Here is a 16,251-nt window from a genome sequence, read left to right as displayed (position 1 = left end):
CTTTTATAAATCATGACTAAAAAACTCCTACTATCTCTTTTAATTGGCTGTTGCTCCATTTTATCATACGCACAACGGAATGATATTGTACAACAGTCAACTACTTACGAATGGCCAAAAGATCCATTAGTAAAGGAAAAATTAGAAACTTGGCAAGACAAGAAATTTGGAATGATCATCCATTGGGGATTATATGCAGTTCCTGGAATTATAGAATCCTGGACTTTATGCTCTGAAGATTGGATAGAAAGAGATTCGACTATTTCTTATGATGATTATAAAAAGTGGTACTGGGATTTTAGTAAACAATTCAATCCGACAAAATTTAACCCTGAACAATGGTCGGCAGCGGGTAAACGAGCAGGTATGAAATACCTCGTTTTTACAACTAAACACCACGATGGCTTTGCGATGTTTGATACCAAACAAAGCGACTTTAGTATTGCTAAAGGTCCTTTTGCCAGCAACCCTAAAGCAGATGTAGCCAAATACGTTTTTGATGCTTTTAGAAAAGATGGCTTTATGATAGGCGCCTACTTTTCTAAACCCGATTGGCACTCGCAGTATTACTGGTGGCAAAAATATGCTACGGCAGATCGAAATAACAATTATGACATTAAAAAGTATCCCTGGCGTTGGAACAAATTTAAAGATTTTACCTACAATCAAATCAGTGAGTTAATGCATAATTATGGTAGTGTAGATATTTTGTGGCTTGATGGAGGTTGGGTTCGTCCGCTGGAAACGGTAAATGAAGAAGTTTTATCGTGGGGCGCAAACATACCAAAATGGAGCCAAGATATCGATATGCCAAAAATTGCTTCCATGGCCCGAAATGCACAACCTGGTTTACTAATGGTCGATCGAACAGTTCATGGACCCTACGAGAATTATCAAACCCCTGAACAAAGAATTCCAGAAAAACAATTGGATTATCCCTGGGAAAGCTGCATGACGTTAGGAGGTGCCTGGGGTTTCGTACCAAATGATCAATATAAATCAGCCGCAGAAGTGGTTCATAAATTGGTGGAAATTGTAGCCAAAGGTGGAAGTTTATTGCTTGGAGTTGGACCAAAACCTGATGGAACTTTACCAACTGAGGTAACTAATCAATTAAACGAGATTGGTAAATGGACATCTAAAAACGGAAAGGCTATTTACAACACCCGAATCACAAAAGATTATCATGATGGTCAATTTTGGTTTACACAAAGTAAAGATGCTAAGAAGAAATTTGCTATATATTGCTTAAAACAAGATGAAGCCAATATAAAAGCGGTAAAATGGAAGGGAAGTTTTCCTAAAAAGGGAACTGAAATTATTCTTTTATCAACAGGTAAAAAGGTGAAATGGCAAATTGTAAATGGCGAAACGGTTTTATCCTTATCAAACATTGAAAAAAGTGCAGCTTTAGCTTTCGAATTTACACCTCAGTAAACTTTACAGATTAGTGTTGTGGCTCAAGGTTATGGTATTTCGAGCAAATCTAGAACCGCAATATTTCTGAAAATGCGTTCCCTTTAACAGGTAAATTATAAAAGATTTTGCCTTTTATGGTAGGTTAAACCATAAGTATTAGTTAGTTTTTTTAGCCGTGGATTTTAGTTATATCCACGGCTTTTTTATGCGATTACTTCAGTCCTTCAATTCCTAATTTTTCGGCTAGCTCATTTAAATCGTTAACTACAACATCGATTAGAGGGATACCGTTGGTTTTTCTTTCTTGCTCAAATTCGTGTTCTGGTTCTCCCGGAATAATAACTTTCTTCTCAGGATCGATTGTTTTTGCACTTTTAAAACGCTCTATCCAATTGTCAAGGTGGTTTTTAAAGTCTTCAGCAGGGCGGAAACCATCTACACGCATCGCACCTAAAAAATGACCTAAACCTTCGCCGACAGGGTTGGCCGATGGTTCTAAAAAAGCAACAAAAGGAGGCACCCAAGGGCCGTAATTCGCCCCAGAAAGTACAGCTGATAAAATGTCAACCGTAGCACTCAAACCGTAACCCTTATGGCTACCATGGTCTTTATCGCTACCCAATGGCAATAAAGAACCACCAGTTTTTAATTCGTTCGGGTTGTTAGAATTTACACCGTCTTTATCCTGAACCCATCCATCGGGAATATCTTTATTAGCCCTTTGGGCAATCTCTAATTTTCCATTGGCAGCTGCTGCAGTTGCCATATCTACGATCACAGGCGGATATTTTCCCGCTGGAAAAGCATAACACATCGGATTGGTTCCCAACAACCGTTCGTTGGCATAAGTTGGTGCAACTAAAGGGCTTGCATTCGTCATGCTGATACCAATCATATCTTTTTCAACTGCCATTAAAGCATGATAACCTGCAATACCAAAGTGGTTGGAGTTTTTTACTGAAACCCAGCCACTGCCATATTTTTCAGCCTTTTCTATTGCAACCTTCATGGCAAAAGGCGCAACAACCAAACCTAAGCCAGCATCGCCATCAATAGTTGCTGTAGTTGGTGTTTCATGAACAATTTTAATGTTTGGCGTAGCATTAATCCGTTTCTTCTCCCAAAGACGAACATACCCGCTTAAACGAGCCACACCGTGAGAATCTATTCCGCGTAAATCAGAACGGATTAAAACATCAGCTGCAAGTTCAGCATGTTCATCAGAACAGCCCATTTTTTTGAAAACGTTGAAAGTAAATGTTCGAAGATTAGATTCGGTAAAGGTTATGAAATTCATTTTATGCAATTTGTTGTCATCGCGAGTTACGAAGCAATCCTAAAAATTCGACTGTTTATTTGCATTATTTTTAAAATTGCTTTTTACTTCGCAACAACAGAGTTTTTAAGGTAACAATAAAGTAAAGTCTCCGCCAAGCGGTTCGAAGTTTTCTATGCATGATGAAAGAAAATCCTCACCATAATTTACATACATTGGCGCTATATTTAGAATTCGCTCTTGCAACGTTCCATTGGGGAAAAGCCTTTTCTTTACATTGTCAATCTGAATTAAAGCTGTTTCATGTTTGCGCTTTTCAGCTCTAAATAGTTTCTTTTCGAGGTTGGCAAGTAAATGATTGGTTTTTTGTTTAGCGGTATCAGTAGAAACAGAAAGTGTTTTATCTATTTTATATGCATTCAGTTTAATCTGGTCAAAAATACTATTGATGGCTCTTGTTTCATCAGCTAAACTTAATTGAGCCGTAGAATTTCTTTGTACCCAAATATTTTTTAATTCTTCAACAGGTAAAAATGCATCCTGTAAAGAAAAACCAAGGTTATATAAATTCTGTGCACTACGCTTATCTACCAGCAAAGCCGAATTACGTAAAAGTAACACAGGAAAATCAATTTTGTAATAATCGAAATTAGCCTTCAATTGCATCCAATAAGCTACTTCTGCGCCACCACCAATATAAGCTATGTTTGGTAAAATAACTTCCTGATACATCGGGCGCATTACTACATTTGGACTAAAACGTTCTGGATGGCTTTCTATTTCAGTCCTGAGTTCGGCTTCTGTAAAACTTATTTCAGTATGATTGACTGAATATTTATTATTTTCAAAAATCAGGCGTTCGCGTAAATCATCTTTTAAATAAAAAAAATTTATATCCCGACCGTTAACCTGAGTTTTGTAACCTAAATCTTCTAAGTTTTTGGAACTTTGATTAATGTTTTTAGCACTATTATGCTCAATAACATCGGCTGTTATAATATTCGAAAACTGTTTTTTTAATTGAGGATTATCTGCGTTTACGATTACTAAACCATATTTTTCGAATAAATTATTTACCAGATACCGTGTTGCATCTGCTAAATTATCGTGTTCTAAATATGCTTGCTCAACCAATTTTGCAATTCGTTTTCCATTTTTAGAAATGCCCAAATAACCTTTGTAAGCAGTAACAGCTGCGGCAACAGTTTTTGTGCTTAATCTTCCTGTTGCACCATTTGTATTTTGAATCCAGCTGATGTTTTTCTCATCAACACTTACGTGGTTGATCTCATCAAAATCGTGATCTTCGGTAGCCATCCAATAAATTGGCACAAAGTTTTTATCTGGATGTGCAATTTTTAGCTCAATGGCAAGATTTATTGTTGTTACAATTTTGTAGATAAAATATAGCGGCCCTGTAAACAGATTTAGTTGGTGCCCCGTTGTAACTGTAAAAGTATTATCTAAGCCTAAAAGTTCGATGTTTTTACTAACCGATTTGTTGGGCGTTAAATGCTGGTATTGATCTTTCAAGACCTCAACAAGGGTGTTTCTATCGCCCATGAAATGTCTTTTTTCTAATGCTTCGGCTAAGCCAGCCATATCAGGGCGATAACTGTAAAAAGCCTTTAGCTGCTCTTCATTGTTAATATAATCTAAAACCAGTTTCGAAAACGAACCAGTTTCCTGATAGGAAATATATTTTGCCTGCATAATCAGCGAAAGTAACTCAATTTGAGGATAATTATAAAGTCGAATAACTATTTTACAATTGTTAAATAATTACAGGTTGCTTTCAATAGCTCCAACTTTTTCTCTATACAAATCAATTGGCCCATCTAAAAGCACAGCGATAACAGTTAATTGCCGATCCAATTTGTCTTTCGGGATATCGATGTAAATAATTCCAGGAACTTTACTCCAGTATAATTTGTTATAAATTTCGTGCGGTAGCATGGTGCCTTCGCCAACAACTCTAATTCTGCTGATGTTATTTTTTAATCCTTTAATAGCAATTGGACCTGTTGGCGTTCCCTCTACAAAAAGATAAAGCGTTTGTTTATCTGCGGATAAAGCTGTGTTTCCTGTGTAATGACCAAAAGGAATTCCAGATGTAGTTTTGTACAAAGCTTCTGCATTTTTAACCACCCAGGCATTTACACTATTTTTTGCATTTTGTATTCCTGATTTAAACCCTACGCCATCTGCCATAAGATTGGTGCTATTAAAAATATTTACTCCATTATTTATATCGCCAGCAAGGGTTCTAAAGTTTAAATTCGTAAAATCCATTGCATGGGTAATCTCAAATAATGCTTGTAAAGAAAGTGGATTTTCTTTCTTATCTGATAATTGAATTTCTTCGTTGAATAAAACTTTTATCACGGTAACATCATTATCAAAATCATTTTCCTTAACATCAAAAATATAATCTGTATCGTTAAACTTTGTCGATTTAACTTCAGCTTTGCTTCCAATAATTTCTACTTTTTTTATTGTTGATTTAATGCCTTTTAATACAATGCCTTTTGTGGTTTTGAAATCAACATAAATGTAAAGCTGTTTTTTATCTTTCGATAGAGCCGTTTTTGCATTGACATGTCCGTCTGCAATTCCTGCCTGCGTTTCGTAAATTGCCTCACTGTGTTTATTAGTCCAGCGGCCCAAATCTTTTAAAATTTTAACTTGTTCTGGTGCAATTGTTCCATCTGCTTTCGGACCTATATCCAACAATAAATTTCCACCCATGCTAATACAATCAACTAAAGTTCTGATAATCATATTAGATGATTTGTAATGGTTATCATAAGGTTGAAATCCCCAGGAATCGTTCATGGTATAACAAAGCTCCCAATATTTGGCGTTTGGTTTTACTACAGGAACCCCTTGTTCGGGCGTATCATAATCGCCATGTTTATCTAATCTCGAATTAATGATTATGTTCGGGTTTTTAACTTTCAATAAACTGTGAACTTTATCACTTTGCCATTCTTCTGGTGTATGTTCCCAATCTCCGTCAAACCATAATAAATCTGGATTATATTGTAAAGAAAGTTCTTTCAGCTGGCTTTGATAATAATTTAAATATCTATTCCACCTCTGCAAATCTGCTTTTGAATCGTAGCGTTTTCTTTCTCTGGTAAAAACATCATAATCAGTATAACTCCAATCGGGAAGTGAAAAATATAAGCCAGTTTTTAACCCCGATTTTTTAAGTTCGGTAACGAACGGTGATATCAAATCTTTCTTTGCAGCACTATTATTTAATGTTGTAGTTGCTTTTGGGGCTTTGGTGTTCCAAAGCGAAATACCATCGTGGTGTTTGGTTGTAATAACTGCATATTTGGCACCACTTTCTTTAATTAAATTTACCCAATCTTGTGGATTATATTTTGTAGCAGTAAACCCACTAAGCTGTTTCATATAATTTTCGTGGTTGATATAATTGTTGTAAAAAGCCCACGATTCGGAAATGCCATTAACCGAGTATATGCCCCAATGGATGAAAACGCCGAGTTTTGCATCAGCAAACCATTGCATTTTGTTTAAATCGGCTTTTTGTTGCGCATTAACATTAGAACCAAAAAGTAAAAGAATAAGTATTAAGGTTAAATTTTTAGAAAACATTTATAAAATTTTTTAAGAGTAAATATAACCTAATTTTCTTCCAAGGCTAATAGGATAGTCCTTTAGAACGATTCTGAATAAATTGTATCTAAAAAGTTAAATACTACTGATGTTGTAGTGTGGCAAACAGGCAAGAATTAACAGGGCGTGTAATTACAGATTTAGGCTTAGGTTACAACCTAGCAAACAAGAACTTTTGTTAGCTAGTCAAGGCACATCTGGAATTTTGTATCCAAACCAGGCTCCACAATTTGGTTTCCTTGGTCGTTATGTGTTTACAAGATTAAACTTGAATTTCTAATAAAAACTGTATCATCAATTACAATATCACTGGTATCTTTCCTTCTGCCACCCTTGTTAAATCAGCAATTGTAAAATCTTTTTTGTAGCGATAAGGCTCCCAACAAGGTAATGTTGGTTTCCAAAAAGGATTTTGGCTCAGGAAAGAAGTATTATCTCCCTCCAATAGTCCTACAAAAACTTCTGTAACAATACGTGCACCAACATCACCCAAGCGCAAGCCCATCTGTTGTACTTCTGCTTCTTTTAAAATATAAAACCAAAGTGGGGTGCTATTTTCAAAGTTAACTTTGTAATGTTTTAAATCATCAAATATATCCGCACCTAATGGCTGTAAGCGCATAGCATGGGCAACTCTTTGACCTGATGGTAAACTGAAAGTTAAACTTCTTAATAAATTACGGCTCGCTAAAGAAATAACATCTGCTGAAGCAAAGCCTGGCAACTGAAATAATGGTGATGAAAGTTTAGTATCAATCAGTTTATTAGGCCGGATGCTCCCATCGCCGAGATTAAAAAAAGTATGCCAATCTAAAAATCGTCTATCCGCCCGTTTTCCCCCGCGTAAATCATTAGGATCTGGATGAGTATGATCGGCATTAAAATCAAAAATATCTGCAAAAAATGGAGTCGGATTCGGTTTATTGGCAATGCCAAAGTTAGCACGATAGGATGGACGAATCTGACTATGCCCGAAACGATATGCAGCTACAGAAAACTCTACAGGAATATAAGGTTGGTTATGCCAGCCGTAAAATTTTCTACCGTTTAACAATACATCATTAACAATATCTTGTCCACAAAGTAAAGGGAGAAACTCATGGAGAAGTATCCATTGATAGTGCCACCGCACTAGCTCTTGTGCTTCATTAAAAATAATCGATGGAGATTTTGTAGGATATTTTACTTTAATGGCATCTACTAAAATATTGTGAAATCTTAAAAATAGCACCTGGAGTTGCGAAACAATTAGGTTTTCATCGTTTCGAGGATCGCCAATTAGCGCTGTATTCTGATTGTTTCTTGGCACATCAAATTTATCGATATCATCTTTCCCTTTTGAATCTAATGAGTGTAATAACATTTTAATACCCATACCATCCGATTGATCATAAAGATGAGGTGATGCGCCTGGGCCGCTACCATAAACATTGTCTAATGCCAGACTCGGGGTTCTAAAATTCTCAATAAATTCAGGGTCTGATTGTCTCTCCAAACTCGAAGTTGGATCAAAAGTAATATCATGATCAATGAATTGACCCAAAAAGGTCATTCCAGCACTCATAACTGGCGAATTCGGATTGTTTACTTGTAATGCAGGGTTTGTAATTAAATCAATTGGGTTTTGACTTAAATCATCCTTTGCATCCATAATCCCACCTTTTTTACCAATATCCTTCAGCGCCTCTCTAACTTTTGTTGTGTCTGGTGCGAAGGATGGTAACGATGGGAAAATTCTGCCAAATTTTCCTTTGTCATAATAGCGGGATGTGAAAGGAACGATGTCCTGATAAAGTGCTCCATGTCTGCTCATAGTATTATATTTGGTTTTTAGGTTATTAAATATAATTACTAATGAATTGATTATATGGTATTTAGGTGTTTTTCTGCGTTTTATACGCTTTTTACGGTATGATTTTTAACAAAAAAGCCGCTCCAATAAATTGGAACGGCTTGTAAAATATTTGGTTTAGTAATTTACCATTTTTTGCGACGTTCGCCGCTTCCGCCTTCACGACTTCCACCTTCTCTACGTCCGCTTCCACCTTCACGACTTCCGCCTTTATCTTCACGGCTACGTCCAGAGAAATCTCTGAAACCGCCACCACTATTACCACCTTCACGACTTCCGCCTTCTCTACGTCCGCTACCACCAGAACTTCTTCTGTCGCCACCGCCACCGTTTCCACGGTAACCGCCGCCACCGCCGCTTCTACGTTCGCCACCAAAACCACCGCTACGTCTTTCACCGCCACCGCGTCTTTCGCCTGCACCTTCACCACGACCACCATCTCCGCTCTTTTCGATACGAACCTGGCGACCGTTGAATTCAACTGCTTTAAAGCCTTCAAAAACTTTATCAGCAACATCATCTTCAACTTCAAAGAAAGAGAAAACACCTTTTAAATCGATTTTACCAACGCTTTTGCCAGCAATTTTACCGTTGTTACAGATAAAAGATAACATATCGCCACGGGTAAACTCATCTACCGAACCTAAGTTGATAAATAAACGAGTGTAACCTTCGCTACCACGTCCACGTCTTTCGCCGCGTTCGCCTCTTTCACCACGATCATCACCAACAGCTGCATTTAAATCAGGTGCTTTAGAATAGTAATCTAAGAAACGGTTAAACTCTAAAGATGCAAAACGTTTAATTACTTCTTCTTTGCTCAATTCAGCAAATTCATCCATAATACGAGGAATGTACTGTTCGATTTGTTCTGCGTTAACTTCTACATTGTGTACTTTATGTACTAACGAGAATAATTGTTTTTCACAAACATCAAATCCGGTAGGTAATTCAGCTTTAGTAAACTGTTTACCAATAATACGCTCTAACTGACGAATTTTACCTAACTCTTTAGAGTTGATAATACAGATTGAAATACCCGTTTTACCAGCACGACCAGTACGGCCAGAACGGTGGGTATAACTTTCAATCTCATCAGGTAAAGAATAGTTAACTACGTGAGTTACGCCACTTACATCGATACCACGAGCAGCAACATCAGTAGCAATTAATAATTGCATGTTACGCTCACGGAAACGTTGCATAACTTTATCACGTTGTTGTTGCGATAAATCGCCGTGTAAAGCATCAGCATTGTAACCATCTTTAATTAAATGCTCAGCAACATCTTGTGTATCCAATTTGGTTTTACAAAATACTACTGCAAAAATTTCAGGGTTGAAATCTACAATACGTTTTAGGGCTGCGTATTTATCACGGGCACGAACAATATAATATTCGTGTTCGATGTTTACGTTACCTGTATTTTTTGTGCCCATGGTTAATTCTACAGGGTTATCCATGTAGTTTTTAGCTATACGGCGAACTTCTGCAGGCATTGTGGCCGAGAATAACCAGGTTTTTTTGTCATCAGGAGTAGTTGATAAAATGTCGTTAATGTCATCCTGGAAACCCATGTTTAACATTTCGTCAGCTTCATCAAGCACAACATATTTAACTGAAGAAAAATCAATTGCCTTACGGCCAATGATATCCAACATACGGCCGGGCGTGGCCACTACGATTTGAACGCCTTGGCGTATTTCGCGTAGTTGTTGCATAATGTTCGCGCCACCGTAAACGGCAACAACGTGGGCATTAGCAACGTTTTTAGAAAAGTTTTTAAGGTCGTTAGCGATTTGTAAACATAACTCACGAGTTGGGCATAAAATTAATGCCTGTGGTTTATTAAGTTTAAAATCGATTAGTTCTAACAGCGGCAAACCAAATGCGGCTGTTTTTCCTGTTCCTGTTTGGGCCAAACCAACAAAATCATTAGTGCCTTCTAACAGTACAGGAATACTTTGCTCCTGAATAGGCGTTGGAGTTTCAAATCCAAGGTCCTTTACGGCATTAACGACGTCATCACTTATCCCCAATAATTGAAATGGGTTTGTCATTCGTCTTTTATTTATTTAAGCCGCAAAGGTACGGTTAATAATCCGTATTTTATTGATGGTTAACGAAATAGTTTTTTAATGTAAAAGCCTGTAAATTAATGCTTAAGCTTTTTTTGATGGGAATAAGCTTGATTGCAGGTTCTGGTTAACCTTTTTGGACGTCAGTTTTGTTAAGCATGTGCTTAAAAATAGGTTCGCATTTTTCTTTACAACAAGCATAAAAATGGCCATGTTTCCAGAAATCTGACTTTGGCGATTGCCCCCACCAAAACTCTGCAAGCGCAGTTGGCTTCATTTTATGTTGAAAAGCATACTGCAAAAGTTTAGGAGCAGCGCATTCACCAGCGCCAGCTGGTGGGTTTTTATGGCCTTCTTCTTTAAAAATTTCGGTCAAGCTTTTTTCTTCTCCAGCTTGATTTAAAAAATGATAATGATCGAAAATTTTATTTTGTAAGCCTACAGAGTGATTTCTTCGATTTAATTTTAAATCTTTAATTAATGTATGGTGCTCTTTTTGGTTTACTGTTTCTAAATCTCTTATTTCCTGATTTAAGCGGCTAAGTTCTTGCATTCCATTATTAAGGAAGCCATCCTTCGCTAATAAATCAAAAACAGGGGGTACAAATTTGAGGTGATTATTACTGCCAGCTAATTTACCCGAAAATGCTGAAAGATAGCCAATTTCATTTTCTTGATTTTGAACGACCAGAACGCCGAACATTTTTCCAATAATTAAACCTTCACCTTGATGAGATAAACCAAAATTGTGAACCCAATCTGTTTGTTTGCTTAAATAATGCTGCAATTCATCTGCCGCTATTAAACAAAGCTCGTGTGGTTTATTAGCCATCAAATTAAACTTTGCAGGAATAATTTGATGGTCTATTTGAGTTTTGAATTTTGTAAAATAAGTTTGTTTAATGGAATTCGACATTCGGTAGTTACCTTAACCTTTCTGCCGAACGGATTAATCTTTCATCTTTATTGATACCGAAAATTGCTAAAACAAGAAATAAGATGGCGAGAGCAGGCATATAAGCACCAACGCCAAAACTTGCACCTTCAATACCAGTTGGAAGTTGTTTAAGATATATACTACACCAAAAAGCAAAACCAATAATTGCAGCGATTGTAAAAACAATAATCTTCTTTTGTAAACTTCTTCTTTTAAAGTTGAAGATGTTTACAAAGCATATTAATGTTATAACTATTCCTGTAAGTAACATCGGAATATTAGTTTTCACTAGTAATCCATCTCCGCTAAAAGATTGCTGCATTCCTTTGATATAAACCACTGATTCTTTACCTCCAACATTTGTTGCTATGGGTAAAAGCAACATTAAAATTAAAACAAATGTTGCCAGTAAAAGCCAGATCGATTGTATTCTCTGTATCATGTTAATCAAATATTTCCGACAAATATATTTAATTCCGATTTACAACATCATGAATAAAAGGAAAAAAGTATTTTTGCATCACTTTGAGTAAAAAAAGATATTTCATACAAATCGCTTACGATGGCGGCTCCTATCATGGCTGGCAAATTCAACCTAATGCCATAACCGTTCAGGAGTTGTTGGATAAGGCTATGTCTACCTTTTTTAGACAGCCAATAGAAACTTTAGGTTGTGGCAGAACCGATGCTGGTGTACATGCAACAGAGTTTTTTGCTCATTTTGATGTAGAAAATATTGAAGAAAGTAAAGTAATAAACTCAATAGCGGGTGTAAATGCCCTATTGCCTTATCAAATAGCAGCAAAAAGGGTTATTTCTGTTAGTGAGGATGCGCACGCTCGTTTCCATGCTACAGCCAGAGCCTATAAGTATTATATTCATTTCGAAAAAGATCCTTTTAAACTTAACCGTTCGTGGTTGGTAAAAGATAAATTAGATATAGATTTGATGAATAAAGCTGCATTTGAACTATTAAATTATACTGATTTTTCTTGCTTTAGTAAATCCAATACTCAAACCTTTACCAATAATTGCAAAATTGTGCAGGCTATTGTTGAAGAACAAAACGGAAGTATTGTTTTTACAATAGAAGCCGACCGCTTTTTAAGAAATATGGTTAGAGCAATTGTTGGTACATTGGTTCGTGTAGGGAAAAGCGAAATTAATATTGATGATTTTAAAGCAATTATAGATAGTAAAAATCGCAGCAACGCTGGGCAATCGGTACCTGCTTGTGGTTTATTTTTAGTTAAGGTAGAATATCCATTTATAAACTAGTTAAAAGTTACAGGTTTTGAGTTATTGATCTGGCTGTAAAAAAAATAATAAAAATTCGTAACCAATTAAGCTTTTGCTTAAGTAAATTCTAAACCCATAACCCATAAAAATGGCAGTAACAGGCGAAGTATATAACACAGGATTGCTGAAGCGTATTTTTCAGTACGTTAAGCCTTATCGTGCTGTCTTTGTTTTATCAGTAATTCTTACGGTTTTACTTGCTGCAATTTCTCCTGTACGTCCGTTTTTAATAGGTTATACACTAGATAACTTTATTTTAAAAGGCGACTATAATGGCTTGGTTACCATGACTATGCTTATGATTTTAATGTTGGTACTGCAAACCATCATTCAATACAGTCAAACACTTTTAACCAATACTTTAGGTCAATCGGTAATTCGAGATTTGCGAATAAATGTATTCAATCACATTACAAAATTAAGATTAAAGTATTTCGATAAAACGCCTATTGGCCAGTTAATTACCCGCACGGTTTCTGATTTGGAAACCATTGCTGATATTTTTTCGGAAGGACTAATCTCCATGATTGGTGATTCTTTGCAAGTTGTTGTAATCGTTGGCGTAATGCTAGCCATAGATTGGAAGTTAACGTTGGTAGTTTTAATTCCTGTTCCGCTGTTAATCATAGCGACAAGAAAATTTCAAAAGTCTATTAAAGCTGCCTTTCAGGAAGTAAGAACTGAAGTTGCTAACTTAAATACTTTCTTGCAAGAGCACATTAGCGGTGTTTCTATTGTGCAATATTTTGCCAGAGAAAGACAGGAGTATAAGAAATTTTACAATATTAATAAACGCTATCGCAATGCAAATATTCGCTCAAACTGGTATTATTCTATCTTTTTTCCAATTGTAGAGTTAATCTCGGCCATGTCTTTAGCGTTGCTGATTTGGTATGGAGGTAAAAGCATTTTCAGTAGCTCGATTACGCCTGGTGTAATCAATCAATTTATCATGTATCTGGCCATGGTTTACACGCCAATTCGCCAACTGGCGGATAAATTTAACACTTTGCAAATGGGCATGGTGGGTGCAGAACGTGTTTTTAAAGTTTTGGATACAGACGAGAAAACCATTGATAATGGAACGATAGAGCCAGCAAGGCTAGAAGGAAATATCGAATTCAGAAACGTTTGGTTTGCTTACAACGAAGAGAATTATGTTTTAAAAAATTTAACCTTTAACGTAAAAGCTGGCGAAACCATTGCTTTGGTTGGTGCAACTGGCGCAGGGAAATCATCAACCATAAATATTTTAAACCGTTTTTACGAAGTTAAAAAGGGAGAAATTACTGTTGATGGAATAGGTATTAGAGATTTTAAGCTTGATTATTTACGAAACAATATTGCAACGGTTTTGCAGGATGTGTTTTTGTTCTCAGATACAATTCTTAACAACATCACCTTAAATAACCCTCAAATTACGATTGCAGAAGTAGTAAATGCCGCGAAAAAAGTTGGTGCACACGATTTTATCGAACGTTTACCAGGTGGCTACCAATATAATGTAATGGAAAGAGGTTCTACACTTTCAGCGGGCCAGGCACAACTAATTTCCTTTATTCGGGCATTGGTGCACAATCCTGCAATACTGGTTTTGGATGAGGCAACCTCATCCGTAGATACCGAAACCGAATTACTGATTCAAAAGGCAATTGATAACTTAATGGATGGCCGAACTTCGATTGTAATTGCTCACCGTTTATCAACCATTCAAAAGGCCAATCAGATTATTGTATTAGATAAAGGCGAAATCAAAGAAAAAGGTACGCATCAGCAATTGCTTAAGTTAAATGGTTACTACAAAAAGCTTTACGATTTGCAATTCTCATCAGAAGGGATAGCTAAAAGTTCTTGAAATTGATTATGTTTGGTTTCTCAACTAGTATAATTTTTGGCAACCACAGGAAATAGTGAAAAAGATTTTTACCTCTTTGACTTATTAAAGCAAGGAGATGAGGAGGCTTTTAGCAAAATCTACAAAATTTATTGGCCTGAACTTTACAACGCTGCCTACAAGCGCTTACCCGAAAAGGAAAAATGCCAGGATGTTATTCAAAATGTTTTTGCCGATTTGTGGAACAGAAAAGCGGAGCTTGATTTGGTGAAACCTTTAGCTTATTTACATACGGCTGTACGTTTTCAGGTTTTAAAGCACATTCAAAAAAGCAGTAAAAACAATTCGCTTAGCGAGGTTTTTGAGCAGAAACTAATTTCTCCCTTACAAACCGACGGAGAATTATTGGAAAAAGAAGTTAGAGAATTAATAGAACTTTTTATTAAGGCCTTACCAGAAAAGCGGAGGAAAATATTCCTGCTTCATTATTTCGAGGGCTTATCCACAACTAAAATTTCTGTTGAGCTGAATGTTTCTCAAAAAACTGTACAAAACCAATTAACGACGGCTACACATGCACTAAAATTTAGGCTTACGCATATGCTTTTGATATCAATATGTTTTACCTTTCTTAGATAACTTCTCTTCATATATCATTTCAGTATTTTTTTTTGGGAGATTTCCCAACTTCTGGTACATAGTATATAAAAACCAGAAAAATGAATTCGTTTCCTAACCGAAAAGATTTAGAGAAAATTATTGAACGTTATTTATCTGGCACAGCAAATGTCGATGAAATAAAATTTGTTGAAGGATATTATAATTTTCTTGGCGAAAAAAATGAAGATGGAAATCCTTCGGAGGAAATAAAAGATTTTGAAGCATCAAATTTCAAAGCCATTCAGGCGAAAATAGGTTCAACTAGAAAATCAAAAATAAAACCTCTATTTAAATACATTTCAGTTGCAGCAGCACTTTTGGCGATTGTATTTGGAGGGGTCTATTATTTTCAAGTTCAAAATTCTTCTACGACAGCAAGTTTTGCTCAAACAAAGAAAAATAGTTTGGACATACTGCCTGGTAAAAACAAGGCAACATTAACATTAGCCGATGGTTCTATAGTAATTCTGGATGAAAACACATCATCAGATATTAGCGACCAAGATGGCATCAAAATTTCCAAAGAAAAAGATGGACAGTTGATTTATACAATTTTGAACAGTAAGGCATTAGATGCTGATAAAAGCATAGCCTTTAATACAATTTCAACCCCAAAAGGTGGTCAATATCAGGTTATCCTGCCAGATGGAACTAAGGTTTGGCTAAATGCTGCATCGTCACTAAAATATCCTGAGGCATTTGTTGGAAAACAGCGTTTGGTTGTACTCACAGGTGAAGCGTATTTCGAAGTTGCAAAGAATAAGTCGATGCCTTTTCGGGTGCAGAGCCAAAACCAACACGTAGAAGTATTGGGTACGCATTTCAATATTAATAGCTATTTAGACGATAAGACAATCAAAACAACATTATTAGAAGGTAGCATTCAGATAAGTAATTCAAAGTCTTCGAAGATTTTGAAACCAGGCGAACAGGCAGTTAGCGGTATTGGAGAACAATCATCTATCAAAGTAGCTACTGATGTGGATACCGATGATGAAACCGCCTGGAAAAACGGACTATTCCAATTTAACGATTCGGAATTAAAAGTTATCCTAAATCAATTAGAACGATGGTACGATATTAAAATCGACTATTCTAATATTCCAGCAAAGCGATACAATGGAATGGTATCTAGAACGTCTAAATTATCAGAAGTATTAAAAATGCTCGAAAAGACTGGAAACATCAAGTTTGAACTTGAAGAAGGACGAAAACTCAAGATTTTATCACAACAATAAACTAACCAAA

General features: G+C 36.1%; 12 protein-coding genes. 5 read left to right on the top strand and 7 right to left on the bottom strand.

Annotated elements, in window-relative coordinates; translation table 11 throughout:
• Positions 1 to 12 precede the first annotated feature (12 nt).
• Complete coding sequence (locus ABD692_RS12245) at positions 13 to 1,437, top strand: alpha-L-fucosidase (RefSeq protein ID WP_344767340.1); 1,425 nt, start codon at positions 13 to 15, stop codon at positions 1,435 to 1,437.
• Between the two features lie 193 nt (positions 1,438 to 1,630).
• On the opposite strand, the gene ABD692_RS12240 is transcribed toward ABD692_RS12245, so the two are convergent.
• The 7 genes from ABD692_RS12240 to ABD692_RS12210 all read right to left on the bottom strand — a co-directional run bounded on the left by ABD692_RS12240 (position 1,631) and on the right by ABD692_RS12210 (position 11,652).
• Positions 1,631 to 2,716: an Ldh family oxidoreductase gene (locus ABD692_RS12240; protein WP_344767338.1), complete on the bottom strand. Its 1,086-nt coding sequence runs from the start codon at positions 2,714 to 2,716 to the stop codon at positions 1,631 to 1,633.
• A gap of 105 nt (positions 2,717 to 2,821) precedes the next feature.
• On the bottom strand, positions 2,822 to 4,408 hold the full coding sequence (gene bshC, locus ABD692_RS12235) for a bacillithiol biosynthesis cysteine-adding enzyme BshC (protein ID WP_344767336.1): 1,587 nt from the start codon (positions 4,406 to 4,408) through the stop codon (positions 2,822 to 2,824).
• Positions 4,409 to 4,477: 69 nt separating this feature from the next.
• Positions 4,478 to 6,322, bottom strand: a complete 1,845-nt coding sequence (locus ABD692_RS12230) for an alpha-L-fucosidase (RefSeq protein WP_344767334.1) — start codon at positions 6,320 to 6,322, stop codon at positions 4,478 to 4,480.
• A 319-nt stretch (positions 6,323 to 6,641) separates the two neighbouring features.
• Entirely contained in the window at positions 6,642 to 8,156 is a 1,515-nt protein-coding gene (locus ABD692_RS12225; protein ID WP_344767332.1) for a peroxidase family protein, read from the bottom strand.
• A 164-nt stretch (positions 8,157 to 8,320) separates the two neighbouring features.
• Entirely contained in the window at positions 8,321 to 10,255 is a 1,935-nt protein-coding gene (locus tag ABD692_RS12220; RefSeq protein ID WP_316756627.1) for a DEAD/DEAH box helicase, read from the bottom strand.
• Between the two features lie 145 nt (positions 10,256 to 10,400).
• On the bottom strand, positions 10,401 to 11,189 hold the full coding sequence (locus ABD692_RS12215; RefSeq protein ID WP_344767329.1) for a hypothetical protein: 789 nt from the start codon (positions 11,187 to 11,189) through the stop codon (positions 10,401 to 10,403).
• 7 nt (positions 11,190 to 11,196) lie between these two features.
• Positions 11,197 to 11,652 carry a DUF4293 domain-containing protein gene (locus tag ABD692_RS12210; protein WP_344767327.1) on the bottom strand — a complete coding sequence of 152 codons (456 nt, stop codon included), beginning with the start codon at positions 11,650 to 11,652 and terminating at the stop codon, positions 11,197 to 11,199.
• An 83-nt stretch (positions 11,653 to 11,735) separates the two neighbouring features.
• Between ABD692_RS12210 and truA the strand changes: the two genes are divergently transcribed.
• The 4 genes from truA to ABD692_RS12190 all read left to right on the top strand — a co-directional run bounded on the left by truA (position 11,736) and on the right by ABD692_RS12190 (position 16,241).
• A complete protein-coding gene (gene truA, locus ABD692_RS12205; protein ID WP_344767325.1) occupies positions 11,736 to 12,488 on the top strand; it encodes a tRNA pseudouridine(38-40) synthase TruA in 753 nt (250 codons plus the stop codon).
• 109 nt (positions 12,489 to 12,597) lie between these two features.
• Positions 12,598 to 14,364: an ABC transporter ATP-binding protein gene (locus ABD692_RS12200; protein ID WP_344767323.1), complete on the top strand. Its 1,767-nt coding sequence runs from the start codon at positions 12,598 to 12,600 to the stop codon at positions 14,362 to 14,364.
• Positions 14,365 to 14,400: 36 nt separating this feature from the next.
• Entirely contained in the window at positions 14,401 to 14,982 is a 582-nt protein-coding gene (locus ABD692_RS12195; RefSeq protein WP_344767321.1) for an RNA polymerase sigma factor, read from the top strand.
• Positions 14,983 to 15,062: 80 nt separating this feature from the next.
• On the top strand, positions 15,063 to 16,241 hold the full coding sequence (locus ABD692_RS12190) for a FecR family protein (RefSeq protein WP_344767319.1): 1,179 nt from the start codon (positions 15,063 to 15,065) through the stop codon (positions 16,239 to 16,241).
• The last annotated feature ends 10 nt before the right edge of the window (positions 16,242 to 16,251 follow it).

This window comes from Pedobacter ginsengiterrae (assembly GCF_039537385.1).
GTDB lineage: Bacteria > Bacteroidota > Bacteroidia > Sphingobacteriales > Sphingobacteriaceae > Pedobacter > Pedobacter ginsengiterrae.
Note: the sequence above shows the minus strand (reverse complement) of the source record. Positions and strands in the feature narration are given on the sequence as shown.